This is a genomic window from Pseudoalteromonas luteoviolacea H33-S (assembly GCF_001625695.1).
GTDB classification, from domain to species: domain Bacteria; phylum Pseudomonadota; class Gammaproteobacteria; order Enterobacterales; family Alteromonadaceae; genus Pseudoalteromonas; species Pseudoalteromonas luteoviolacea_B.
The window spans coordinates 51,466-77,968 of sequence record NZ_AUXY01000074.1 but is presented as its reverse complement, the minus strand read 5'-3'; the positions used below and the strand labels follow the sequence as shown (position 1 = coordinate 77,968).

At 41.8% G+C, this 26,503-nt stretch carries 24 protein-coding genes; 19 read left to right on the top strand and 5 right to left on the bottom strand.

All coding sequences use genetic code 11. From position 1 onward, the window contains the following. Positions 1-312: 312 nt before the first annotated feature. The 7 genes from N477_RS13515 (at position 313) to N477_RS13485 (ending at position 8,308) form a co-directional block, all read left to right on the top strand. The gene (locus tag N477_RS13515) at positions 313-2,535 is read left to right on the top strand and encodes an NADP-dependent isocitrate dehydrogenase (RefSeq protein WP_063359881.1); all 2,223 of its coding nucleotides are present in this window, start codon (positions 313-315) and stop codon (positions 2,533-2,535) included. A 111-nt stretch (positions 2,536-2,646) separates the two neighbouring features. Continuing rightward, a complete protein-coding gene (locus N477_RS13510) occupies positions 2,647-3,300 on the top strand; it encodes a pseudouridine synthase (protein WP_063359882.1) in 654 nt (217 codons plus the stop codon). Between the two features lie 79 nt (positions 3,301-3,379). Further along, on the top strand, positions 3,380-4,480 hold the full coding sequence (mnmA, locus tag N477_RS13505) for a tRNA 2-thiouridine(34) synthase MnmA (protein ID WP_063359883.1): 1,101 nt from the start codon (positions 3,380-3,382) through the stop codon (positions 4,478-4,480). Continuing rightward, positions 4,480-5,082, top strand: a complete 603-nt coding sequence (gene hflD / locus N477_RS13500; RefSeq protein WP_063359884.1) for a high frequency lysogenization protein HflD — start codon at positions 4,480-4,482, stop codon at positions 5,080-5,082. The genes mnmA and hflD overlap by 1 nt, the downstream gene beginning before the upstream one ends. A 37-nt stretch (positions 5,083-5,119) precedes the next feature. Further along, positions 5,120-6,490: an adenylosuccinate lyase gene (purB, locus tag N477_RS13495; protein ID WP_063359885.1), complete on the top strand. Its 1,371-nt coding sequence runs from the start codon at positions 5,120-5,122 to the stop codon at positions 6,488-6,490. A 75-nt stretch (positions 6,491-6,565) separates the two neighbouring features. After that, positions 6,566-7,720: a cupin domain-containing protein gene (locus N477_RS13490; protein WP_063359886.1), complete on the top strand. Its 1,155-nt coding sequence runs from the start codon at positions 6,566-6,568 to the stop codon at positions 7,718-7,720. 129 nt (positions 7,721-7,849) lie between these two features. Beyond that, positions 7,850-8,308 (top strand): GNAT family N-acetyltransferase, encoded by a 459-nt coding sequence (locus N477_RS13485; protein ID WP_063359939.1) that lies wholly within the window; start codon positions 7,850-7,852, stop codon positions 8,306-8,308. Here the strand turns inward: N477_RS13485 and N477_RS13480 are convergent. Then, positions 8,292-8,705 (bottom strand): DUF4826 family protein, encoded by a 414-nt coding sequence (locus N477_RS13480; protein WP_063359887.1) that lies wholly within the window; start codon positions 8,703-8,705, stop codon positions 8,292-8,294. The genes N477_RS13485 and N477_RS13480 overlap by 17 nt on opposite strands. Positions 8,706-8,874: 169 nt before the next feature. Between N477_RS13480 and N477_RS13475 the strand changes: the two genes are divergently transcribed. Genes N477_RS13475 through N477_RS13430 form a run of 10 tightly spaced genes read left to right on the top strand, consistent with a single transcriptional unit; the run spans position 8,875 to position 19,442 of the window. Then, entirely contained in the window at positions 8,875-10,011 is a 1,137-nt protein-coding gene (locus N477_RS13475) for a methyl-accepting chemotaxis protein (protein WP_063359888.1), read from the top strand. A 7-nt stretch (positions 10,012-10,018) separates the two neighbouring features. Next, positions 10,019-10,387, top strand: a complete 369-nt coding sequence (locus N477_RS13470; protein ID WP_039608997.1) for a response regulator — start codon at positions 10,019-10,021, stop codon at positions 10,385-10,387. A gap of 9 nt (positions 10,388-10,396) precedes the next feature. After that, positions 10,397-10,672 carry an STAS domain-containing protein gene (locus N477_RS13465; protein WP_063359889.1) on the top strand — a complete coding sequence of 92 codons (276 nt, stop codon included), beginning with the start codon at positions 10,397-10,399 and terminating at the stop codon, positions 10,670-10,672. A gap of 9 nt (positions 10,673-10,681) precedes the next feature. After that, the gene (locus tag N477_RS13460) at positions 10,682-12,796 is read left to right on the top strand and encodes a chemotaxis protein CheA (protein ID WP_063359890.1); all 2,115 of its coding nucleotides are present in this window, start codon (positions 10,682-10,684) and stop codon (positions 12,794-12,796) included. An 18-nt stretch (positions 12,797-12,814) separates the two neighbouring features. Beyond that, complete coding sequence (locus tag N477_RS13455; RefSeq protein ID WP_063359891.1) at positions 12,815-14,797, top strand: methyl-accepting chemotaxis protein; 1,983 nt, start codon at positions 12,815-12,817, stop codon at positions 14,795-14,797. A gap of 5 nt (positions 14,798-14,802) precedes the next feature. Further along, complete coding sequence (locus N477_RS13450) at positions 14,803-15,393, top strand: chemotaxis protein CheW (RefSeq protein ID WP_081216297.1); 591 nt, start codon at positions 14,803-14,805, stop codon at positions 15,391-15,393. After that, positions 15,386-15,931 (top strand): chemotaxis protein CheW, encoded by a 546-nt coding sequence (locus N477_RS13445; RefSeq protein ID WP_063359892.1) that lies wholly within the window; start codon positions 15,386-15,388, stop codon positions 15,929-15,931. Before N477_RS13450 ends, N477_RS13445 begins: the two co-directional genes overlap by 8 nt. A gap of 9 nt (positions 15,932-15,940) precedes the next feature. Beyond that, positions 15,941-16,744: a CheR family methyltransferase gene (locus N477_RS13440; protein ID WP_063359893.1), complete on the top strand. Its 804-nt coding sequence runs from the start codon at positions 15,941-15,943 to the stop codon at positions 16,742-16,744. Next, a complete protein-coding gene (locus N477_RS13435; protein ID WP_063359894.1) occupies positions 16,741-17,814 on the top strand; it encodes a protein-glutamate methylesterase/protein-glutamine glutaminase in 1,074 nt (357 codons plus the stop codon). The genes N477_RS13440 and N477_RS13435 overlap by 4 nt, the downstream gene beginning before the upstream one ends. Positions 17,815-17,816: 2 nt before the next feature. Beyond that, positions 17,817-19,442 carry a bifunctional diguanylate cyclase/phosphodiesterase gene (locus N477_RS13430; RefSeq protein ID WP_063359895.1) on the top strand — a complete coding sequence of 542 codons (1,626 nt, stop codon included), beginning with the start codon at positions 17,817-17,819 and terminating at the stop codon, positions 19,440-19,442. A gap of 16 nt (positions 19,443-19,458) precedes the next feature. On the opposite strand, the gene N477_RS13425 is transcribed toward N477_RS13430, so the two are convergent. From N477_RS13425 to N477_RS13415, 3 genes are read right to left on the bottom strand one after another with little or no spacing between them, the layout of a single operon-like run. Continuing rightward, positions 19,459-20,688, bottom strand: coding sequence for a lipoprotein-releasing ABC transporter permease subunit (locus N477_RS13425; protein ID WP_063359896.1), 1,230 nt, complete (start codon positions 20,686-20,688; stop codon positions 19,459-19,461). Continuing rightward, positions 20,689-21,387, bottom strand: coding sequence for a lipoprotein-releasing ABC transporter ATP-binding protein LolD (gene lolD / locus N477_RS13420; RefSeq protein ID WP_063359897.1), 699 nt, complete (start codon positions 21,385-21,387; stop codon positions 20,689-20,691). After that, a complete protein-coding gene (locus N477_RS13415) occupies positions 21,380-22,582 on the bottom strand; it encodes a lipoprotein-releasing ABC transporter permease subunit (RefSeq protein WP_063359898.1) in 1,203 nt (400 codons plus the stop codon). Before N477_RS13415 ends, lolD begins: the two co-directional genes overlap by 8 nt. Before the next feature lie 157 nt (positions 22,583-22,739). On the opposite strand from N477_RS13415, the gene N477_RS13410 reads away from it, so the two are divergent. Next, positions 22,740-24,410 carry a SulP family inorganic anion transporter gene (locus N477_RS13410; protein WP_063359899.1) on the top strand — a complete coding sequence of 557 codons (1,671 nt, stop codon included), beginning with the start codon at positions 22,740-22,742 and terminating at the stop codon, positions 24,408-24,410. On the opposite strand, the gene N477_RS13405 is transcribed toward N477_RS13410, so the two are convergent. Beyond that, positions 24,407-25,282 carry a LysR family transcriptional regulator gene (locus N477_RS13405; RefSeq protein ID WP_063359900.1) on the bottom strand — a complete coding sequence of 292 codons (876 nt, stop codon included), beginning with the start codon at positions 25,280-25,282 and terminating at the stop codon, positions 24,407-24,409. The genes N477_RS13410 and N477_RS13405 overlap by 4 nt on opposite strands. Before the next feature lie 99 nt (positions 25,283-25,381). Between N477_RS13405 and N477_RS13400 the strand changes: the two genes are divergently transcribed. Beyond that, positions 25,382-26,503 (top strand): S-(hydroxymethyl)glutathione dehydrogenase/class III alcohol dehydrogenase, encoded by a 1,122-nt coding sequence (locus N477_RS13400; RefSeq protein ID WP_063359901.1) that lies wholly within the window; start codon positions 25,382-25,384, stop codon positions 26,501-26,503.

The window sequence follows — 26,503 nt, the reverse complement described above, 5'->3', positions numbered from 1 at the left end:
CTCGCTTCATCTCTTTTTCTCTCCAAAACGTTCCTTGTAACATATTTTTCTATAACTAAAGTAAATTGCATTAGCAGCATTACGATTAGATTGGTACAATCCCTGCCGGTGTCCAGGTCTGTTAGTTATTTCTATTCCCCCTAATTTCAGTAGGAATAACTAACAAACTTGCTAATTACAAAGAGTTTAAGCTTTTTATAAGCTAATTTTTTTGTTACTAGATCGTCCAAATAACGATGGGTAACATAAGTTAGCAAGATTTTGCTTATTGTTGAACGGTCGAAATTGGCCCAAAACTATCTAGGAATGATGATGACATCAAAAATTATTTATACAAAAACCGACGAAGCACCAGCTTTAGCAACATACTCTTTGTTGCCAGTAATTCAAGCTTATACTAAAGCAGCTGGTGTTGAAGTAGAAACAAGAGACATTTCTTTAGCTGGTCGTGTGATCGCTAACTTCCCAGAGTTTCTTACTGAAGAGCAAAGAATTGCAGATGCACTATCTGAGCTAGGTGAACTTGCTAAAACACCTGAAGCGAATATCATCAAATTACCTAATATCAGTGCTTCTATCCCTCAACTTAAAGCAACTATCAAAGAGCTACAAGAAAAAGGCTATGCACTTCCTGATTACCCTGAAGAGCCTAAAGATGAAAATGAAGCTGCTATCAAAGCAACTTATGACAAAATCAAAGGCAGCGCAGTAAACCCAGTATTACGTGAAGGTAACTCTGACCGTCGTGCACCTGGTTCTGTAAAAGCATATGCTCAGAAAAACCCACATTCAATGGGTGCATGGTCTGCTGACTCTCAATCTTATGTTGCGAGCATGAGCGAAGGCGATTTCTTCGGTTCAGAGCAATCTACAACTGTTACTGAAGCAACAGACGTTCGTATCGAGCATGTTGCGGCAGATGGTACTGTAAATGTACTTAAGCAAAGCACACCTCTACTTGCTGGCGAAATCATTGATGCTTCTCGCATGAATGTTAACGCACTTCGCACTTTCTTAGCCGCTGAAGTTGAAGCTGCAAAAGAGAAAGGCGTTCTTTTCTCACTGCACATGAAAGCAACCATGATGAAGGTCTCAGATCCAATCATCTTTGGTCATGCAGTAAAAGTATTCTATAAAGAAGTATTCGAAAAGCACGGTGAAACTTTTGAGCAACTAGGTGTTGACGTTAACAATGGTATTGGTGACGTATACAATAAACTTGCTAAACTAGATGATGCGAAGCGCGCTGAAATTGAAGCAGATCTTGCAGCGGTTTATGACGTTCGTCCAAGCATTGCAATGGTTGATTCAGATCGTGGTATCACAAACCTACACGTGCCAAGTGACGTTATTATCGACGCATCTATGCCAGCGGCTATCCGTACAAGCGGTCAAATGTGGAATGCTGAAGGCAAGCAACAAGACACAAGTTTTGTAATTCCAGATCGTTGTTACTCTGGTGTTTACCAAGCAACTATCGACTTCTGTAAAGAAAATGGTGCTTTTGATCCTCGTACTATGGGTACAATCCCTAACGTTGGTCTTATGGCTCAAAAAGCAGAAGAATACGGTTCACACGACAAAACATTCGAAGCACCTTCAAATGGTGTTATCCGTGTGGTTGACCAAGCAGGTAACGTACTACTTCAACACGATGTTGAGGAAGGCGACATCTGGCGTATGTGTCAGGTTAAAGACGCACCAATCAAAGATTGGGTTAAGCTAGCAGTTAACCGTTCACGTGCTTCTAACACACCTGCAGTATTCTGGTTAAACGAAGAGCGTGCACATGATGCTGAGCTTATCAAAAAAGTAAATGCATATTTGCCAGAGCACGACACAGACGGTCTTGATATCCGCATTCTTGCACCTGTTGAAGCGACTAAGTTCTCACTAGCTCGCATGAAAGACAGCCAAGACACTATTTCAGTAACAGGTAACGTACTACGTGACTACCTAACTGACTTATTCCCAATTTTAGAGCTTGGTACAAGTGCGAAAATGCTATCTATCGTTCCACTAATGAACGGTGGTGGTCTATTCGAAACGGGTGCAGGTGGTTCAGCGCCTAAGCACGTTCAACAGTTCGAAAAAGAAAACCACTTACGTTGGGACTCTTTAGGTGAATTCTTAGCGCTTGCTGCGTCTCTTGAGCACCTGAGCCAAGTAACAAACAATCCAAAAGCACAAGTACTTGCAGATACACTAGATGCGGCAACGGGTAAATTCCTAGACGAGAACAAATCACCTTCTCGTAAAGTGAATGAACTAGATAACCGTGGTAGCCATTTCTACCTATCTCTATACTGGGCACAAGCGCTTGCTGCACAAGACACAGATGCAGAGCTTAAAGCTAAATTTGAAGCAGTTGCTAAGCAACTGACTGAAAACGAAGCAGCTATCGTTGCAGAGCTAAACGACGTACAAGGTCAAGCAATGGATGTAGAAGGTTACTTCCAGCCAAATGACGACAAAGCGTTTGCTGCAATGCGTCCAAGTAAACTATTTAACGATGCATTAAACCTAATCGCATAAGTTAAATTCAAGCTTTAAAAGGCAGCTCAGGCTGCCTTTTTTTGTTTTCATGCTGAAGTATGGCGAGACTTTTGTTAGTATGCGCCCATTCATATTACCTCTTTGTTAGCTATGTCATACAAAAACAGTCAGCGCCCTAACGCTGCTCGGAACAAGCCAAACAACATCTCACGACGACCATCACGAGGCGCTAAAAAGCCGCCAGTCAAACCTGAGGATGTCAAAATAGTATTGTTCAATAAACCATTCGATGTGCTGTGCCAATTTACGGATGATCAGCACCGTAAAACACTTGCTGATTATGTCGACGTTAAATCTGTATATGCTGCGGGTCGCCTTGATCGTGATAGTGAAGGCTTATTGCTACTCACAAACTGTGGAAAGCTGCAACACAAACTGACTGAACCGAAAAAGAACACCAATAAAACATATTGGGTTCAGGTAGAAGGTGCACCGGATGAGCAGTCATTAAACCAGCTTAGAAAAGGCGTAGAACTCAAAGACGGCTTAACCAAGCCTGCACAAATTGAGGTAATAGAAGAACCTGATGTGTGGCCGCGTACGCCTCCTATTAGGGAGCGTAAAAATATTCCTACGACTTGGTTGAGTATTACCATTTCAGAGGGACGCAACCGACAAGTACGTCGCATGACTGCACACATCGGTCACCCTACACTTAGGTTGATCCGATATAGCATTGGCAAATATACTCTCAATGGCCTAAATAACGGTCAGTATAAGGTTTTGCAGCCAAATAAAGTCTAGTGTGTGTCTTTTGAGGGTAGCCAAATGCATGCTATACTCACGGCCTTTCAAATATTACATATAGATGTACAGCGATATTATGAGCGATAACAGTAACATTAAAGTCATTGTCGGCATGTCTGGCGGCGTAGATTCTTCAGTTTCAGCTTACCTTCTAAAAGAGCAAGGCTACCAAGTCGAAGGCTTGTTTATGAAAAACTGGGAAGAAGACGATAACGATGAATACTGTGCCGCAGCTGAAGATCTAAAAGATGCGCAAGCTGTCTGTGAAAAGCTTGGCATTGAGTTGCACACAGTTAACTTTGCTGCGGAATACTGGGATAACGTATTTGAATACTTCCTAGAAGAATACCGTGCTGGGCGTACGCCGAACCCAGATATCATGTGCAACAAAGAAATTAAGTTCAAAGCGTTTTTAGAGTTTGCCGCCGAAGCATTAGGTGCAGACTACATCGCTACTGGCCACTATGTTCGCAGAGAGGAGCGAGACGGTAAGTTTGCGATGTTAAGAGGGTTAGATAATAACAAAGATCAAAGTTATTTCTTATATACCTTGAGCTACGAGCACGTTGCACAAACCCTGTTCCCAGTAGGTGAAATCGAAAAACCTGAAGTACGCAGAATTGCAGAAGAGCAAGGTCTAATTACCCATAACAAGAAAGACAGTACAGGTATTTGCTTTATTGGTGAGCGTAAGTTCAAAGATTTCTTACAAAAGTTCTTACCAGCCCAACCAGGTATTATTGAAGATGCTGAAGGAAACCGAGTCGGTGAACATGAAGGCTTGATGTACCACACCCTTGGCCAAAGAAAAGGCCTACTTATTGGCGGAATGAAAGAAGGGTCTGGTGAACCTTGGTATGTAGTAGATAAAGATGTAGAACGCAATGTACTGGTTGTTGGACAGGGTAAAGATCACCCTCGCCTATACAGCAATGGTCTGAATGCAAACCAACTTCATTGGGTTGACAGAGAAGGCCCACAAGGCACGACTCGCTGCACAGTGAAAACACGTTACAGACAAGAAGATATCCCTTGTACTTTATTAGTTGGTCAAGACGGCATGGCGCGTGTTTTATTTGATGAGCCACAAAAAGCCGTAACGCCTGGTCAATCTGCTGTTTTCTATTTGGATGATGCTTGCTTGGGTGGCGGTATCATTGAATCGGTGATTAAATAATGCAACCAAAAGCCGTTATTCCTCTTGCTGCTATTTGCCAAATAGCTAAGCTTGTCCAAAAATGTGCTCGTTATGGTACCTTCAATGAAAACGAAGTGCATACGTTTTTACAGAGTATATTAAATACCGCACCGCAAAATCCGGAAGATGTTTATGATGATCACTTTGCACTCAAAGGTGGTTATCAAGCACTAGTCGCTCAACTCTCAAGTGACGGTGAAAAAGACGTTGAGATAGTGAAATACGTAGGCAGTCTATTGCAATTAGAAAGAGCATTATCATCGAATGATGCTGTTTTTTCCGAACTCGCTAAACGTATAGAGCAAGTCGAAAGACAAACATTGCATTTCAATGTCTATGACGAGCAAGTTCTAGGCGCTCTTGCTGATATCTATACCCAAGTTATCAGCCCTGCTGGACCAAAGATCCAAGTTTTTGGTAAACCAGATTTATTACAGCAAACGCATATTCAACATAAAATCCGTGCTTTGCTGTTAGCAGGTATTAGAAGTGCCGTGTTGTGGCGACAACTAGGCGGAAAACGCCGTCACTTCTTTTTCTCTAAGAAAAAGATTGTCCACACAGCACAACAATTTATTTAAAAATATCGTTCAAAAAACCAATTAGTTAGGAGAAATTATGGAGCTTTCAGCGTTAACCGCTATCTCTCCAGTAGATGGTCGCTATGGTAGCAAAACCAAAGAACTTAGAAGCATCTTCAGTGAGTTCGGTCTGATCAAATACCGTGTTACTGTAGAAGTTCGTTGGTTACAAGCTTTAGCAAAAGCTGACGCAATCAAAGAAGTCCCTGCTTTCAGTGACGAAGCGAATGCGCTACTTGACGACATCGTGGCAAACTTCAGCGAAGAAGATGCACAGCGTGTTAAAGACATCGAGCGTACTACTAACCATGATGTTAAAGCAGTTGAATATTTGCTTAAAGAGAAAGTTGCGGATAATGCAGAGCTACAAGCTGTAAATGAGTTCATTCACTTCGCTTGTACATCTGAAGACATCAATAACCTATCTCATGGTTTAATGCTTAACGAAGCACGTGATCAAGTATTACTTCCATACTGTGATAACCTGCTTAATGCCATCAAAGATAAGGCAATTGAGTACAAATCAGTACCAATGATGACACGTACTCACGGTCAGCCTGCGTCACCTTCTACTATGGGTAAAGAGTTTGCTAACGTCTATGTTCGCCTTCAGCGTCAACGCGAGCAAATTGCAAATGTATCATTATTGGGCAAAATCAATGGTGCTGTAGGTAACTACAATGCACACCTAAGTGCTTACCCTGAATACGACTGGCATGCACACGCTGAATCATTTGTAACAAGCCTTGGCCTAACTTGGAATGCTTTCACAACTCAAATCGAGCCGCATGACTATATTGCTGAGCTGTTTGATGCGATTGCACGTTTCAACACAATTCTATTAGACTTTGACCGTGACGTTTGGGGCTACATTGCACTAAATCACTTTAAGCAAAAAACAATTGCTGGCGAAATCGGCTCATCAACAATGCCGCACAAAGTAAACCCAATTGACTTCGAAAACTCTGAAGGCAACTTAGGCCTAGCAAATGCCATTTTTGCTCACCTAGCGCAAAAACTACCAGTATCTCGCTGGCAGCGTGACCTTACAGATTCAACTGTATTGCGTAACCTAGGTGTTGGCATGGGTTATACTCTAATCGCATATCAAGCAACACTTAAAGGTATCAGCAAGCTAGAAGTAAATGCCGATCGCCTACTTGCAGAGCTTGACGACAACTGGGAGCTGCTTGCAGAGCCAATTCAAACGGTTATGCGTAAATATGGTATCGAAAAGCCGTATGAAAAGCTGAAAGAATTAACGCGTGGTAAGCGTGTTAATCAAGAGATCATGGCAGAGTTCATCGACGGTCTAGATCTACCTGACGCAGTTAAAGCTGAGATGAAGCTAATGACTCCGGCTAACTACATTGGTCGTGCAGAAGCATTTATCGACGAATTAAACTAATCTAAATTATTAGATTTTATTAAGCGAAAGGATAAGCATATAGCTTGTTACTTTCGCTTTTTTTATGGAGAAAATATGTACCAGCTGTCTATTAACGATATGAGCCCTGAAACCTTTTTAAAAGAATATTGGCAAAAGAAGCCTCTACTCATCAAGGGAGGTTTTAAAAACTTTCAAGATCCTTTATCAGCAGAGGAGCTTGCAGGCTTAGCAATGGAAGACAGCATAGAGTCTAGATTAGTCACAAATCATGACGAAAATTGGTTGGCACACCATGGGCCATTTGAAAATTTTGATAAATTAACCGAAACCAATAGTACCCTACTCGTTCAGGCTGTGGATCATTGGCATCCACCAGCAGCCCAATTGCTTGAACCATTTCGTTTCATTCCAAACTGGCGCATTGATGATTTAATGATTAGTTATTCAACACCCAAAGGGGGAGTTGGTCCACATTTAGATCAATATGACGTGTTCATTATTCAAGGTGAAGGTAAAAGGCACTGGCGTGTTGGTATGCCTGATGCAAGTTTAAAGCAGTTCACCAAAGACAAAGCACTTCTGCAAGTTGAACAATTTGACGCCATAATTGATGAAATTCTTGAGCCGGGCGATATTCTCTACATTCCACCAGGTTGCCCACATGAAGGTTACGCCGTTGAAAATGCACTCAACTACTCCGTCGGGTTTAGAGCGCCTGACCAAAAAGACCTGATCAGTAGTTTTGCTGACCATGTCATTGATGAAGAAGCTGGAAAACATCGCTATAGTGATGCCGATCTCAACATGAGAGCGTCCATTGGTGAAATTAGTTCCGATGACAAACTCAAAATCCAAGCTATGTTAACTGGATTAATTGAAAACGACTCGCTATATAATCATTGGTTAGGCACTTATTTAAGTCAACCAAAGCATGATATGGACTTAGCCCCACTAGACGATGCGCTAGTAGCAGAGTTTTTAGAGGATGAAGTTGAGCCTCATGATGTCGTTATTCGCTCAGGTGGCGTAAGGGCCATTTATCAAATCACAGATACAGATGTTTTGCTCAGTGTTAATGGGGAAAATTACTCTCTTCCTAGCAACACCCTAGAACAGGTAAAGTTGTTAACAGATAATACAAGTTTTTCCTTTGAACAGGTAAAACCAGCATTGATCAGCTTGGAATTTAAAGAAACGTTAACTACGCTTATAAACGACGGGCTTTTTTACATAGAAGCTTGGTCTTAAATGCCTGACTGACAGGGCCAACCGAACAAATACACGGTGTCATTTTCATGGCACCGACAATAATAATAGGGGTTGATTTTTCCCTTATTCGTCAGGACGTGTTCTATGATTTTTCGCAAAGAGGTAATCATGATTTATCACGTCGACAAAGTGAGTTGGAAACAAACTCAGGGACAGCTGCGCCAAATTCGTGAAAGAGTGTTCGTTTGTGAATTGCACTTACCAAAACAAGTAGAGTTCGATCAACATGACAAAACAGCTGATCATGTATTAATACGTGATGAAAACGACCAAGCTGTTGGTACTGGTAGGTTGTGTAGTGATGGCTTAATTAGTCGTATTGCAATATTCAAAGACCATAGAAACAGACAAGCCTATCAATCATTAATCGGTTATTTGGCAGATCTTGCCCGCCAGAAAGGCCTCGAAGAAGTTTTTGTCCAGTGTATTTTGGATGAAGTGCCTACATTTATAAAATCCGGGTTTAGCAAGCAAGGTGGCGTATTTATGGAAGCAGGTATTCCAAGACAACGCCTTAAATGCCCTGCTTCGATGATAAACTCAGAGCCATTTACGATGCTACATTAGCCCATAATTTATCATTGTCGTAAATTGCATAGATATCATGCGCCTTATTGATAAGCAGGTTCGCAAAATCAAGCTGAGTTTTGTCTTTTATGCCTGATGAAATGATGCCGTCAGCCTTGATTTGCCATTGGAAAGATAAGTGTCTGAGCGCATCTCTGGCACTCTTTGCCACTTTCACTTCTATTGCATCGGTAGGAACTTGTCCCGAAATAGCCCAATAACCTTTTCCTTTTTGGTCTTCTAACCGCCAAACTGCAAGTGCAGGTGGCAATATACGGCATTCTTTTTCGATTACTTTATTTGTTATTATGCCTTTTTCTGCAAGGTGACGTTGGGCTGCTTGCAATTGTTGTCGTTGCCAATCTTGAATTGACTGCTGCGGTTTTGAATTTGACATAGTTAAACCTACTCACTTCATTGTTTTATTCTTTCTGTAATTTTCCCACTGTATTAATTTCATTAACCTGTTGCAACCAAGAAACGGTAAAGGTCTCAATTAAATTAATATTTGCACAATAATCATACTTTACTAGGCTAAAAAATAACTCAACCAAAGATTGACTAGCATGCTTTTGTTTGTTGTGTACTGCACACCCATTGTCATTTTGGCCATTGGCGTGTTTTTTATAGACTCACTAGTGATATCGCTCATTTTATGTGGCCTTTCTGCACTAGCTTTGGTTATGCAGAAAATTATCAAAGATGAACAACAAGAAAAAAAGCAACCGTTAACTGAACATCCTAAAGACGAGTTAATACAAGAACACAAAGAAGACCTTGCCTGTTTAGAACAACTCAGTAGCGTCATCATCCCTCAATTAATTGCTCAGGTTTCAAGTGCTAGAGAGCAGACAAAACAATCTGTTGTGCATATGTCGGGAGAATTTTCACAGTTGGTTGGCAATATATCCCAAACTCTAGAAAGTACCTCAAATGACAGTACCACAAGCCTTCAAGACGTCTCAGAATCCAGCCGAGAAAAGCTGAACGATGTTTTAGCTTATATAGAGCAGAGCAATGACTCACAAGCGCAAATGACAACCACAATTAAAGATCTTGTCGATAAAAGCAATGAATTGCAGACCATGTCGGTAGATGTCTCAAAAATTGCAGAGCAAACCAATTTACTCGCGCTCAATGCATCAATAGAAGCAGCGCGCGCGGGTGATAATGGTCGAGGCTTCGCGGTGGTTGCTGATGAGGTCAGATCATTAGCAAGTTCCAGCGGTGAAACCGGTGTGAGAATTGGCCAATTAATTGAAAGTATAGCCAATGCAATGCGCGCTTCGATGGATATGATGAACAGTGAATTAGAGAACAAACAAGCTTTGACTGAAAAATATCGAAATGAAATTAATGAGGTTGTCGACGAATGGTTAGCACTGTCTCAACACGTTGAGTCTCAAGCGTCTGAGCTGCATGCTTCCAATATCGAGATCAGAGAAAAAATTTCACACATACTCGTCGATTTACAATTCCAAGACAGAGTCGACCAAATACAAGACAGTGTGACCATCGCTTTAAACATTATGACCGAAGAAATTGATCAATTTATTCTTAATCGAAGAGAATGCCAAACCGCAAAATTTAATCACCAAAGGATCAGCAATGAATTGAAGAAAACCGCTGCTACCAATGAACAACGCAGTATTTTGTCCAAAGATGGTGATGACGATACTGTTGATGATTTAACTTTTTTATGAGGCCATTATGAGTAAAACCATTTTAGTTGTAGACGATTCAGACTCACTCAGACAAGTCGTCAATATTGCCTTAACAGGCGCCGGATTTAATGTAGTAGAAGCCAGAGATGGTAAAGATGCTTTAACTAAACTCAATGGCAATAAAATCCATTTGATAATTAGCGATGTCAACATGCCAAATATGAATGGCATCGAGTTTGTAAAACAAGCTAAGCAATTGCCTCAATACAAGTTCACACCCGTCATTATGCTCACTACAGAAAATCAACAAAGCATGATGGAAGAAGGTAAAAAAGCAGGCGCCAAAGCCTGGATGGTCAAGCCATTTAAACCAGCACAAATGCTGCAAGCAGTATCTAAATTATTAATGATGTAGAGATTTAATATGACTGAATGTTTTAAATTTCCTGCTGAACTAACCATTTACGAAGTTCAGGAAACCTTTAATGAAGTAAAGTCTTATATTACAGATAAAGAATGTGTGTCTTTTGACTTTAGTGAGACCACAGAAGTCGATTCAGCAGGTTTACAGCTCATCATTTGGGTTGTCTACCATAGCCAAAAAATTGGCCTGAAAATCGATACTATCTCTACAAACGAACTCATTGAAAAGCGTTGTGAAAAATTGGGTGTAGGTATGTCCGCGTCCCAAAATGACTAAGGGGTAGTCATGTCTATTGATTTGTCGTCTGCCATTGCCACTTTTGTTACAGAGTCTAAAGAGCTGTTACAAGAAATGGAAAACGGGCTGCTAGATTTAGAATCTGAAAACTCACAAGAGCATGCTAGCGAGATTATCAATGCTCTATTTAGGGCAATTCACACAATCAAAGGCAGTGCTGGCATATTCGATTTTGAGCATGTTGTCACCTTAACACACATTGCAGAAACGCTGCTTGAGAATGCGAGAAATGGAGAATTACAGCTTGATAAAGAGCTTATTTCTTTATATTTAGAAGCCCGAGATGCGACTGAAACCCTCATCACACTGGCCGCTTCGGAAACCGAGCCTGACGCTGACTTGTTAAACAAAGTGAATTACTTGGTTGCGAGCTTTGCCAAATATATAAAAGAGCAAAATGATGAACCAGAAAACATCAGTTCAACTCAGATCACTTCAGGCAACAAATTAGATAACGAACGCTGGGTGCTGTTTTTTGTACCAAATGAAAATGTACTGAGAAATGGCCTAGATCCCTACTCCTTTATTCATTACCTAGATTCAGAGACGAATGAGCTCAAGGTGAGCACCTGGTTTGATGCGATGTTTGGGCCACAACAATTTGATCCTGAGTCCAATTATTTGTCGTTTATTTTGTCGTTTGAATCAGACAAATCTGAAGATGACATAAAAGATGTGTTTGAGTTTATCCAAAGTGAAGCTTATATCGCAATTTTACCCCCTCATGGCGATGCAGAAATCGTCAAATCAAGCATTCAAAAATATCAAGATATTGATTTTGTAACCCATGCACTCAAAGACGCAGATCCGGCTTTTTCAGATATCATTCAACTTTTGAGTAAAAAAGAACAGCCAGAGAGCTCAGAGCTCGTCGAAACCGCAGCAGGCGCACCGACGCCAGCAAACACCTCAAAGATCCATAAAAGTAAAACCTTGCGTGTTGAGGCGCTCAAACTGGATAGATTAATCGACCAAGTAGGTGAGATGGTTATTACCGGCGCGAGAACAAACTTACTCGCCCATGAAACAGGTAATGAGACCTTAATCGAAGCGATGGCACTATTAGAACGACTTGTTGAGAACATTCGAGATAGCTCCTTAAAACTCAGAATGGTACAAATTGGAGAAACATTTAATAAGTTTAAGCGCGTAGTACGAGATATTGCAGATGAACTCGGCAAACAAGTCGATCTCACTATTGTCGGCGCTGAAACCGAGCTTGATAAAACCTTTGTAGAAAAAGTCAGCGACCCCCTCATGCATATCGTCAGGAATGCCATAGATCATGGCATAGAAGACCCTGAAACAAGAAGAGCAAACGGTAAATCAGAGCAAGGTCAACTCACACTCAAGGCGTACCATGATTCTGGCTCAATCGTGATTGAAGTCAGTGATGATGGCAAAGGGCTTGACCAAGAAAGAATTCTCAAACGTGCAATCGATCGAGGCTTGGTCAGTGCAAATCAAACTCTGCAAGAAAAAGACATTAATTTACTGATTTTTGAGCCAGGCTTTTCAACTGCCGAGTCCATCACCAATATTTCAGGTCGTGGTGTCGGTATGGATGTCGTTAAAAGAAACATCGACAGCTTAAGAGGTAGTGTAGAAGTTGAAAGCAACCCAGGACAAGGTTCAACAATTTTAATCAGGCTTCCACTTACCCTGTCAATTATAGATGGCTTCATGTTTGAAGTGCACAAAGAAAACTACGTGATCCCTTTAGATACCGTAGTCGAGTGCTTAGAACTCCATGAAGTGGTGTCTGAACAAGATATTCAAGACAAGAGTTATATCAATTTAAGAACTGAGGTTTTACCCTTTATTCGCCTCAGAACCTTATTTGGTATTGAAGAGCAAATTGACCATACCAGAGAATCTTTAGTTATCGTGCAATTTGGCACGTTACGAGCGGGTCTAGTGGTGGACTCACTCAAAGGTGAATTTCAAACAGTAGTAAAACCACTTGGAAGGTTGTTCGAAGGACTCAAATGTATTAGCGGTGCGACAATTTTAGGTAGCGGAAACGTGGCAATCATTTTGGATGTTTCTGCACTTATAAAATCAGCAATTTCTGTCTATGAGGCGTTAGAGAAAAAGCATTAAGTAATTCGGAGAGCGAACATGTTTAAGAACTTTACAATTCGCAACAAGATCATTCTTGCGATGTTTACCATGGGGGTGTTGCTGTTAGTCATAGCAATGTCCGTACAGCTTAAAAACGGAGAAATTGAAGAGTTTGCGGTGGACGTTGGTAAGGTAGATATACCCGAAACGATTTATGCCTTAAACATGCTCGATGAGTTAGGGGACATGAATAGTAACGTGCTCGAATATATCGCAGGCGAATCTGATGAGAGTGAAGACTTTAGGTCAAACTACAACGAATTTATCCGCTATTTAGAAGATCTCAAACAGCTTGGCACAGTAAATAACTCTCTGATACGCCAATTGGAAGAGTTAGTATCCCGATATGCTAATGAAAATCAAGAGCTTATATTTGACCGTTTTGATCCGCTTTTAGAAGCTAAAGCCATCGATAAATATGACTACTTAAATAAAGAGTTTGCAATCCCCCTTGAGCAACTGCTTGACACATTAAAAGAGGAAGAAGTTGCCGATGCGGGAAGCAGCGGTGATTTTAACGAGGTAGTGAATGACGACCTGCCCGGTGTACGCTATTACCTTGAGCTGATAGATGAGCAAGGTGATATGATGAGTTCCATGAACGCATACATGCGTGGTGCACTAGGTGCAGATGCCGCCTTTGAGAAAGATGCTAGAACCTTTACTGGTTTTTTAGCTGACCTCAAGCCTCTTGAGAGAAAGCCCTCTGAAATCAAAGCACTCAGTGAAGTAGAACGCATGTACATGGAGTTATATAATGGGGGTAAAGAAATCTTCGCCATGTATGATCCTCGTGACAAAATTAAAGCGTCGAGCGATGTGGATAGATTAGAGCACGAAGTATTTAATAAAATTGAAGACCTGTTAGAGGAAATATCAAACGAGGCAATTCAAGAGGGTGACGAGTCTCTCAATGCCTTAGTTACCGCTGCGAGAGAAAGCATTTCTTTAGTGTGGGCATTGCTCGTCGTTGCCATTGTATTGGCTACCGCGACGGCTGCCTTTTTGATCCGCGGTATTGTGATCCCAATTAATGCCCTTGCCGAGGCCGCTGAAGACCTTCGCTCTGGTGAAGGTGACCTAACCAGACGTATACCGGATTTTGGCAATGATGAAATCGGAGAAACAGCACGAAGTTTCAATGGGTTTATCGAGCGACTGCAAAATATCCTATTGGATATTCAAGAGTCAGTGGAGTCTATTGCACACAGCACCAATGAAGTAGGCACAACTTCGCGTATGCTGAGCTCCACTTCAAATCAACTCGCCGCAAGTGTGGAAGAAACCTCCGCGTCATTGGAGCAAATGAGTTCTTCTATCTCCATGAATACTGAAAATTCAAAAGTCACGAACGACATTGCAAAGCAATCTAGCAGCGAAGCCAATGACGGTGGTCGTGCTGTAAAAGATACAGTGAAAGCCATGACCCAAATCGCTGAGAAAATCGGCATTATTGAAGACATTGCCTACAAAACCAACTTGCTTGCATTAAACGCAGCCATCGAAGCAGCAAGAGCCGGCGAGCATGGTAAAGGATTTGCCGTGGTTGCTGATGAAGTAAGAAAACTTGCAGAGCGTTCTCAAGTAGCTGCACAAGACATAAGTACACTTGCAGATAACAGTGTGAAAATCGCACAGCACGCTGGTGGTATGCTAGATAGAATGGTGCCTAACATTGGTAAAACGGCTGATTTAGTTCAAGAAATTACCGCAGCTTCCACAGAGCAAAGCACCAGTGTGGCTGAAATCAATCGAACCGTTTCGCAGTTGGACGAAATTGCGCAGCAAAATGCGTCTGCCTCTGAAGAGTTGGCTTCAACCGCTAAAATGGTTCAAGATCAAACCAGTGATATTCGCTCCACTGTGAATTACTTTAAACTCAGTAATGACAGACAAATGATGAAATTGAGACGCTCTGTACAGGAATCAAAATCATCAGGCTCAATGCCAGAAGAAGGCTATACCCCTTTTGATGAGTAAATGTTATGACAGATCATACAGCTCAAAATAGTTTAGTCGACAAAGATAAGTATCTGGCGTTTGAACTTAACCACGCTTCGTACTCCATCAATATTTCTTTGGTAAAAGAAATCATGGAGTACGTTGAAGTCGACCCCATTCCCATGGCACCTGAGTTTATCATAGGCGCTATCAACTTGCGTGGAGAGGTCATTCCCGTTTTTGACCTCTCTTTGCGCCTTGGAAAACAACCTCAGGATATCACGAACAGAACTTGCATCATTATTGCCGAATGCCAATTTAACGCCCAAGAAATTACCATTGGCTTAAAGGTCGATATGGTGACAAAAGTATTGGATATCTCTAGTGCTGACATTGATGCCGTGCCAAGTATTGGAGGGCAATTTCAAAGCCGTTTTGTCCTTGGCCTTGCAAAGTTGCCTGATAAACTGATGACCATTTTAGATATCTCAAAAATTTTAACTTTAGATGACATCAAGCTCATCGAAGACTTAAATAACGCTGAGCTCACTGAAGACTTTGATAACGAAGACGAAAGTCCCCTTCCTCCACAAAACTCCGAAGAAGATACAGCAAGTGAGGTCAGCCATGAGTGAACATACGCAGGAGATTGCCCATATTCAGCAAAAAGGTGAACTCCGTTACTTATTTGTCAAAGTCGGACATGATCACTTTGGTATTCCCATTGATTCTGTTAAAGAAGTTATAGAACTAGTCGAAACAACCATGGTGCCCATGTGCTCAGATGTGATACGTGGCGTGATAAACGTGCGAGGCAGCGTCATACCCGTACTCGATTTGCAAAGCCGATTAGGTCTAAAGTCGACCACGCCCTATGATAAATACAGCTGCATCGTGTTGTATGACTTTTTTGACCAGTCATTAGAAGAGTCCATGACGCTAGGCATGCTTGTTAATAGCGTAGTGTCTATTGAGTTTATCGACCTGAATAAGCTCGAGTCTTCCCCCTCTTTTGGCTCTAATATTCCAAGACATTTTGAGTGGAAAATGGCCAAAATCAACAACAAGCTCACAACCCTACTTGATATTGAAAAAGTACTAAATGTCAACGAGATAAACACCTCATTAAAGCATGAGCAAGAACAGTTTTTCATCGACTATTGCCAAAGGTAAGCTTAGCCTATGGCAATTAGTCAGCTTGAATTCAATCAATTAAACAGAGTGCTCGACGAGCAGACAGGGATCAGATTAAATGCCTCTAAAGCGGATATCATGGCCAGCCGTTTAAGCTCAAGACTGCGGGCAAATGCGTGTGCGACACATAATCAATATTATCAATTAATAACCAGTCCAGTCGGTAAAAAAGAGCTGGATATTTTTATCGATAAGATGACGACACATGAAACTTATTTTTTCCGTGAGCAAGTCCAGTTTGAATTTTTATATGAGTACTTTCGTGGTAAACAAAGCCGCCGAGTGCCAATAAAAGCATGGAGTGCAGCATCCTCCACTGGGGAGGAAGCCTACTCTATTGCCATGGTGTTAGACGACTTATTCTACGGCAGAAATTGGTCTGTAACTGGAACAGATATATCACCAACGGCAGTCGAAATGGCAAAAGAAGCCTGCTTTGCCATGTCTACTTCACAAAAAATTCCCAAAAAGTATCGACGCGCGTATTGCTTAAAAGGAATAGACCAAAATGAAGGGACATTTACGGTCAATAAAGCCATTAAAAGCCACTGTACTTTCTATGTTGATAACTTGCTACGTTTAAAAAAGGTAGACTATTCTTTTGATATCATCTTTTTGCGTAATGTTTTAATTTATTTTGATGAAATCAAACAAAAAGCCATTATCGATAACATTGTACATAGACTTAACCATGGCGGATTGTTGTTTTTAGGTCACTCTGAGTCACTTAGAAAAAAACGCCAAGGGCTGGAGTTGATCCAACCCTGTATCTATAAAAAGGTCCGGTTATGATTAGCGTATTTATCGTTGACGATTCTGCGGTAATGCGGCAACTCGTGGGCGAAATCATCAAACATGATAGAGATTTAAAGCTTATCGGCTCTGCGCCTGATCCTCTACTGGCAGAGCGAAAAATGAAGTTGAATTGGCCGGACGTTATCTTGCTCGATGTTGAAATGCCCAAAATGGACGGCATTACCTTCCTGAAAAAAATTATGCAAGAAAAGCCTACTCCCGTGATTATGTGCTCTGCCCTCACCCAAAAACATACCGAAACTGCAATGGAAGCACTCGCATCTGGCGCTGTTGACGTCATTGCAAAGCCAACTCAGGGACTAACAGACTTTCTTAATAATCAAGGTACCACACAAATCATTGATGCCATAAAAGCAGCTGGTAAAGCTAAGGTAAAACCATTACGCTACCTAGCTGAAGAATCACTCAGGCACAACCATACCGTCGATGAAGTCCTCCCCCCTGCTTCACCAAGCGAATTAAAGCCGCCTATAACCCATGACAAAGTCATTGCAGTGGGTGCGTCCACTGGTGGGACAGAAGCCCTTACCGGTTTTTTGTCTTTATTACCGCCAGATACGCCACCCATCGTTATCGTTCAACACATGCCTAGTAAATTTACCCATGCGTTTGCACAGAGATTAAATACAATTACACGTCACACTGTTGTTGAGGGTGAAAACGCGATGAGATTGAAAGCTGGACATGTATACATAGCGCCCGGAGGTAAGCACATGTTGGTAAAACGTCAAGGTAGCGACTACTATTTAGAAGTACGAGATGGTCCTTTAGTGAGTCGGCACAGGCCTTCTGTGGATGTGTTATTTAGATCAGTCGCACAATCGGTGGGACGCAATGCAATTGGCGTAATACTCACGGGTATGGGTGATGATGGTGCATCCGGTATGTTAGATATGAAGCAGGCTGGCGCAATCAATTTTGCAGAGAGTGAGTCCAGCTGCGTGGTATTTGGCATGCCCAAAGAGGCAATAGCCAGAGGTGCAGTAGACAAAGTCTTTTCGCTCAGCAATATCCCGTATCAAATATTAAAAGTGTTAAGGTGCTAGGTATGCAAAAAAGCCTGTTAGAACTGCTCAATATCATCTACGTAGCATATGAGAAAGACGGGGTGATCACAGGGATCTCAGATAAAGCCAGCAATTTAATGACTTTGAATGTTGGTGATAATATTGTCGACTGCGCAACATTAAAGTTCTTCGACCAAGACTTCAATGACTTAGACAGTAAACAAATACTTTTTGAAACTGACTTTGACCATTTGGAGCTCGGTGTCAGTGTTGATAACAGCAATGTGCACTGGGTTAGATTTAGTTATACAAGAAAAAATGACCTCACCTTCGTTAAAGTCGATTTAATTGAAGAACTCGTTGCAATTAGACGCCTAAACAAACAATTAGCCATTCGCGACCCGCATACGGGCTTATTATATAGAGAAGCCTTTGTTTCTAAGGTGCAGGAGCTTGATACAACAGGTGTAATGTGTTGTATCAGGATCTGTAACTACCAACGAATATCCGAGGTGTGGAATATCGGTGTAGCAAATTTAGTCTTTATGGAGGTACTTTCTCGCTTTCAATGCGAATATGAACAAGGTATCTTCTCGAAACACTCATCAGACTGTTTTTGCGTATTCATCCCCAACTCATCCCCGATAAATATTGAAGCCCTCTACAACCACCTTAACGAACCATTCGAATTCAACGACAGTAGTTTTTATAGCAATGTTGCACTGGGTTACTATAAAGAAACAAATAAAGAAGACCACGAACTTAGCTTAAACAAAGCTGAAATGGCTACCTTTGATGTGTTATCTGAAAAGCTAAGATTGGTTGAATTTCAAGAAGGACTGGCGCGCCAAATTGAGCGACAAAACAAAATTGAGACCGCGCTTAGAGATGCACTTCATAATGAAAACTCGGACAATACCTTCAGTGTTGTACTGCAACCACTTCATGACACCAAAACAGAGTGTTTAATTGGCGCCGAATGCCTAATGAGGTGGACTTTGGATGGGCAACCAGTATCTCCTGTCGAGTTTATTCCAATTGTTGAAAGTACTGGTGACATTAATAAACTGACTATGTTTACGCTCTCACAAATCAAAAAAACCAAAGATAAGCTTAGAAGCGAAGGCATAGAGCCCAAAAACTATATGTTCGCTATTAATATCAGTGTGGTAGAGATTTTAGACGTCAACTTTGAGAGTAAGTTACTGCATGCACTAGCGGAGTATAAAATTGATCCTCGCTGTATCAAGCTTGAGCTGACTGAGTCAGCCTTAATAGACAATTTTTCCTATGTAAATGAGGTGCTTGTTTCTCTTCAGGGCAAAGGGTTTCTTATTTCTATTGATGACTTTGGTACCGGCTTTTCGAGTCTAAGCTATTTGTGTAAATTACATTTTGATGAAATAAAAATCGACCGCTCTTTTGTTACTAATGTGGTAAAAGACGGCAAACTTCAATCTGTCTTTAATTCAATTGTATCTTTAGCCAAAAACCTAGATAAGCCGCTTGTTGCGGAAGGCGTTGAAGATATGGAGCAAATGATTTATGCCAAAGCAAAAGGCGTACAATATGTACAAGGCTATTACTATAGTAAGCCTCTCCCCATTGACGCCTTTGTCGAGTATGTTTTAGAAGACAAGTCGAGCTATTTACACTTTGAGAGCTAATCAAAATCAATTAGCTCTACCCACCACCAAGTACTCGTGCAGGCTCAATTTTAGTTGCCTGCCATGCAGGATATAAACTCGAGAGCACGGAAATAAACGCAGTTGCTACCAAAACAATCACGATATCTATCCAGTCTAACTTGCTTGGTAAAAACTCAATAAAATAAACACCCTGCAATGGGTTACTGCCATCAATTGACGTCCAAAGCATGAATAAATCAGATATATTGAGCGCTAACAGTGTACCAACCACTAAGCCACAAAACGCCCCAACTAATGCGTAGCTCAAGCCCTGAATAGCAAATGTCATAAAGATAGTGCGATCGCGCGTACCCATGGTTTTCAGAATCGCAATATCAGCTTGCTTTTCTTTCACTTCCATAACCATTGACGAAATAATATTAAAACTGGCAACAGCAATAATTAAGAACACCACTAAATAGACAATGGTTCTAACCATTTGAATATCTTGATACAAGCTACCTTGCGTTCTAAACCAGCTCTGAACATAGACGAGATCTGGTAATGCACGACCCGCGCTCATCGCAATTTGATGCGCATTAAATACGTCGTCAACAGCAAGACGAAGACCAGTAACCGTTTGGCTCTCTAACATTAATGCTTGCTGGATTTTTGGTAAGCTCACCAAAGCTAGGTTCTTATCGACTTCACCACCCATGGAAATAAGTCCCGCGACATTAAATGACACGCGTTTTGGCGCTGCCAGTGCATTTTTCGCATGCTGGTTCGCAATTAACACCGTCACTTTATCACCTAGGTCTACGCCAAGTTGAGACGCGATCCCTTTTCCTAGGATGATTTCGTTTTCACCTAAGTTTTCTAAATCAATAGGCTGAATGAAACGATGAATACTAGAAACCTGAGTGTGCTTGCTAGGTTCTATCGCTTTTAACTGCGTCGCCTTTAACTTGCCTTTATACTGAACCATTCCGGTTAAATTTATCTCAGGTGTCGCAGCCAAAACGCCTTGCTGACTCTCAAGTAACTTAACCTTGGTAGGCCAATCGCTGATCGGGTCATATGGGGCTTGATAACTTACATGAGGAACAACCGAAAGCAGCCTTTCCTTTAATTGTTGCTCGAATCCATTGATAACGGACAGAGCAACGATCAAAACAGTCACCCCCAAAAAAACACCTATGGTTGACGCTTTACTTAGAAAGCCAATAAATCCGCTTTGATGTTTGGTTTCTCTAAGCCGTTTGCTTAAAAAAAGACTAAGCATTTAACGCGTACCTTCTTTTTGATAATCAACCAACACACCATCATCTAGCTGTACCACTCGACCTAACTTCTCTGCAAGCTCAAGGTCATGTGTGACAATCACAAAACTTGTTTCAAATTCCTTGTTTAACTCATTCAAAAGCTCATATATCTTCAAGGCGTTATGTTTATCTAGATTACCTGTTGGCTCGTCGGCCAATACCAATGAAGGCTTAGTCACAAGCGCTCTTGCAATCGCAACACGCTGTCTTTCACCACCAGATAATTCAGACGGTCGATGATCTACCCTGTGACCAAGACCTACTTTTTCAAGCATTTTAGCCGCTTCGCTTTTAGCATCTTGCTTAGACTTACCAGCTATTAAAAGTGGCATCGCAACATTTTCAAGTGCACTAAAGTCCATTAATAGGTGATGAAATTGGTAGATGAAGCCCATGTGTTGATTGCGAAAATCAGCTTGTTTTGCACGTGACAACGATTGAACTTCAACCCCCTTAATTTTTAATGTTCCGTCTGTTGCAGAATCTAAAGTCCCTAAAATATGTAACAAGGTACTTTTTCCTGAACCAGAACTTCCCACGATTGAAAGCGTTTCCCCTTGCGCAAGAGATAGGTTTACTCCTTTTAACACAGACACTTGATTACCTGCTTCTTGGTATGATTTGTTAAGTGCTTGGCATTGGATCACAGGATCATTCATATCTTAAAACCTCGGCAGGCATCACTTTTGCTGCTTTTTGTGCAGGGTAGAGTGTGGCTAAAAAACTTAATAATAAACTGGTAAAAATAATAAAAGACAGGCTGACGGTATCAAACTTAACTGGCAGTGCCATGCCACCTAACAGTGACAAGCCAACAAAATTCAATACTTCATTGATGTTTGCAGCCAGTAACAAGCCTAAAATAGAGCCTATAAACGTACCGACAACACCGTTATATAAACCCTGTATCATGAAAACTTGCGCAATTTTGTTCGGCGTAAATCCAAGCGTTTGTAATATCGCCACTTCGCCTTGCTTCTCACTCACCATCATCGAAAGCGCAGAAACAATATTAAACACTGCTACGACTACAATTAAAGCCAGTAGTAAAGACATGACACGTTTTTCCATTGCCACTGCGGCAAATAACGCGCCTTGCTGCACTTGCCAATCTTGATAGGAAAAGTCAGATAATAGCTTTTGATTATCGGATTTAAATGCCCCCACAGAGAACGCATCATCTAAAGTGAGACTCACATCAAATTCATTAGGCTGTCTTTTCAACAGTTTCATTAGACTTTTGCCATCGGCAAATGCAAGGCTGGTATCCGCCTCACTTCGAGAGTTATAGATAGCAGCGACAGTAAACAGCCGTTGCTTAGGTACTCTGCCTAGGGGGGTGTAGCTTGTAATATCTGGAAAAATGACGCGCACTTGACTTCCAAGCCGGACATCTAGCTTATTAGCAAGAAAACGGCTTATAGCTAACTGATAACGACTATCATGCATTGCTTTGACACTACCCGACTCAACATGGGGGTGTATTGCCGTTGGGTAACCAGAGAAAGAGCCCTGCAGCCTGACTCCAACTAGCTCTTTATTCGTCTGCAAAATAACATCAGAGGTGACATAAGGCGAGGCACGTTTTACACCTGGCAATACTGCAAGCATATCTAAATGTTCAGCAGGTTGAGTATTATCTTTTTCAGAAAGTTGTACATGCGGGATTAAATCGAGCATGGCATTTTTTAAACTTTGCTCAAAGCCATTCATCACAGAATTAACTGTTATCAAAGACATTAAGCCAAGTGCAATCCCCGCAATCGAGAAAAATGAGATGAATGAGACAAACGCATTTCCCTTGGACGAGCGACTGTACCTAAGCCCGACAAACAGGCTAACCGATTGAAACATATTAAAATTTTATTTATTTGTTTTCTTGTATTTGGATAATGCTAACACAGATGAGATCAACTGGTCACACCTTGTTGTGTAAAATTTTTTTAATTATCCGCTACTTAATGTCTAAATTTGGTGTAAAATGCGTGAAATCTTGCGGTATGGAAGTTCTATGTTATCCCTAGACAGATTTAAGCATATGAATTTTAAGGGGGATTTGTTCGGTGGTGTGACCACTGCTATTATTTCTCTTCCCCTAGCCCTCGCCTTCGGGGTTGCTTCTGGTGCCGGTGCAGAAGCTGGAATGTGGGGCGCTATTCTCGTCGGTCTTTTCGCTGCCTTATTTGGCGGTTCTACTTCTTTGATTTCTGAGCCAACAGGTCCGATGACGGTTATTATGACCGCTGTTCTGACCACTATGATGGCACAGTACCCCGAAAACGGATTAGCAATGGGCTTTACCGTTGTGATGATGGCCGGGGCTTTTCAGATACTCCTCGGTACATTAAAACTCGGTAAATATGTAACGCTAATGCCATATAGCGTGATATCAGGCTTTATGTCAGGTATTGGCGTCATACTCATAATCCTGCAGCTGGCACCTTTATTAGGTCATCAAGCTCCAGCTGGTGGCGTGTTAGGAACGCTTGGAGCGCTACCCAGCTTACTTCTAGACCTACATGTCGCTGAACTGTTTTTAGGTATATTGACACTGGGTATCTTATTTTATTTACCGCAAAAGTACCGCCAATATGTGCCCGCTCAGTTGGTCGCGTTGGTCGCGGTTACCTTGGTCTCTATTGTCTTATTCGATACCGATAGTATTAACCGTATTGGTGAGATACCCAGCGGGCTCCCTTCTATTGTCTGGCCTACATTTACTGCCGAGCAGTTTACTTCCATGGTGATTGATGCGCTTGTTTTAGGCACCTTGGGATGTATTGATACATTACTTACTGCAGTAATTGGTGACAGTTTAACTCGTACTGAACACGACTCTGACAAAGAGCTTCGCGGACAAGGTATTGCAAATATGATTTCAGGTTTGTGTGGCGCCCTACCAGGCGCAGGTGCGACCATGGGGACCGTTGTTAATATTCAAGTCGGTGCACGCTCTCCGCTAGCGGGTATCATTCGCGCCCTAATATTAATGGCTGTTGTCTTTGTTGCAGGAGGGTTAACAGAGCCTATTCCTATGGCAGTGCTTGCCGGTATTGCCGTTTATGTGGGCTACAACATACTTGATTGGAGCTTTATTCAACGCGCGCACAAATTGAGTATCAGCCAAATGGCTATTATGTATGGCGTGATGTTACTCACTGTATTTGTTGATTTAATCGTTGCAGTCGGCCTAGGTGTGTTTATTTCAAACATCATGGTGATTGAGCGCTTGAGCCGAGTACAAGAGCAGCATGTAAAAGCCATTAGTGACAATGACACTGACGAAGATGTGCCATTGAGCAGTCATGAAAAGGCATTATTAGAGCAAGCACAAGGTAAATTGCTATTCTTCTACTTGTCTGGGCCAATGATTTTCAGTGTCTCTAAAGCCATTGCACGCCAACACAGGTATATCAGCGAATACAAGACCATGGTCTTGGATTTAAGTGATGTTGCCATGTTAGATGTCACTGTGAGCTTAGCCATCGAAAACGCCATCACAGATGCAATCGATGCCAACGTTCAAGTTTTCATCTACTCACCCAACCAAGAGACCAGTGAGAAACTGAACAAAATCAACATCCGTGAAAAGCTGGGGACTGATGCATTTTGTCAAAGTCGTGAAGCGGCACTCAATAAAGCATTAGATGCAATGTCACTTTCAACAAAAACTGAGGACTAAGGTGTTTTTAAGCCTTTGGCAATAAACTCTAGTAACTCTCTTACCGAAGTGGGCAAATATCGTCTGGGCGGGTAAACCGCCCAGATACCTTCAGACTCTGGTCTATACGTATTTAGCACTTCAACAAGCTCTCCCTTCTCTATCGCTTCCATTAAGTAATAATGAGGTAATTGCGCCAACCCCAAGCCTTGTCTCGCGGCATCCACCAGCGCCCAGCCACTATTGCAACGTAAACGGCCTTTAACATTCATTTGATGCTCTTTCCCATTATCTAAAAAGCGCCACACACTCGATTGACCTACTAAGCAAACATGTTGTTCTAAATCTTTAATACACTTTATGGGGGTCGACTTAGCTAAATATGCGGGCGAGCCACACACGAATGTTTGGCGGTGAGACAACAGCCTTGCCCTCATTGACGAGTCTTTTAAATTTCCTAAGCGAATCGCAAAATCAAACCCCTGCTCTATCAAATCCAATTTGTTGTTATTAAGCTCCATGTCGATCTGTATATTCGGATACAAGGTCATAAATTCATTCACCAGTGGCATAATGTATTGCTCGCCGTACATAACAGGCGCTGTCATCTTTATTTTACCTGCCGGTTGACTATCTCTTTGCCGCAAAGCCGATGTCGCATCATCAAGTGCATGTTGTAGGTGCTTCGCATGAGATAGAAAAACATTTCCTTCTGTTGTTAAAGAGAGCTTCCTTGTTGTTCGGTTTAATAGTTGATAACCGAGTGTGCCTTCGAGCGATTTAACCCGCCGACTCACTTGTGCTACTGAAGTATCTAACTGCTCCGCAGCGCCGGTAAAAGAGCCATACACAGCCACTGCGACAAATTCATCTATGCCAACCCACCTATCCATTATTACAAATCCGTAAAAGTCTTTTATTATTTTCGAGATTATCAAATTTATAATAAAGGTTATACTTATGTCTCTCTATAAAAATAGGAAAACAACAACATGGCACAATTTATCAAGTCCAAAGCGGCCATCGCATGGGGCCCAGGTAAACCACTTAGCATCGAAGAAGTCGATGTCATGATGCCACAAGCTGGCGAAGTGTTGGTTAAAATCACGGCCACAGGCGTTTGTCACACAGATGCATTTACCCTATCAGGTGAAGATCCAGAGGGTGTTTTCCCTGCAATTTTAGGGCACGAAGGTGCAGGCATCGTTGAAGCCATAGGTGAAGGTGTAACAGGTTTAGAAATCGGTGATCACGTTATCCCTCTTTACACGCCTGAATGCGGTGAGTGTAAGTTCTGCACGTCAGGTAAAACCAATCTATGCCAAAAAATAAGAGAAACACAAGGCAAAGGGCTTATGCCTGATGGCACAACCCGTTTCTATAAAGATGGTGAGCCAATTTACCACTATATGGGGACTTCAACTTTCTCTGAGTACACTGTATTACCAGAGATTTCTCTTGCTAAAGTGAACAAAGAAGCGCCTCTTGAAGAGATCTGCTTACTCGGCTGTGGTGTTACAACCGGTATGGGTGCTGTACTGAATACGGCGAAAGTACAAAAAGGTGATACTGTGGCGATTTTTGGCCTTGGTGGCATTGGCTTATCAGCGATCATTGGTGCGACGATGGCAGGTGCCAGCCGAATTATTGGTGTGGACATCAACACCGACAAATTTGAACTAGCAACAAAACTTGGCGCAACGGATTTAATCAACCCGAACGATTATGATAAGCCGATTCAAGAAGTGATTGTTGAAATGACCGATGGCGGCGTTGACTTCTCATTCGAATGCATTGGTAACGTTAATGTGATGCGCAGTGCCCTAGAGTGTTGTCACAAAGGCTGGGGTGAATCAGTTATCATTGGTGTAGCAGGTGCTGGCCAAGAGATATCTACTCGCCCATTCCAGTTAGTGACAGGCCGCGTCTGGCGTGGAACTGCTTTTGGTGGCGTGAAGGGGCGTTCTGAGCTACCAGAAATCGTTGAAAGATACATGGCCGGAGAGTTTAAACTCAATGACTTCATTACCCACACAATGGCATTAGATGACATCAACGACGCATTTGATTTAATGCACAAGGGTAAGAGCATTCGCTCAGTTATCCACTACTAA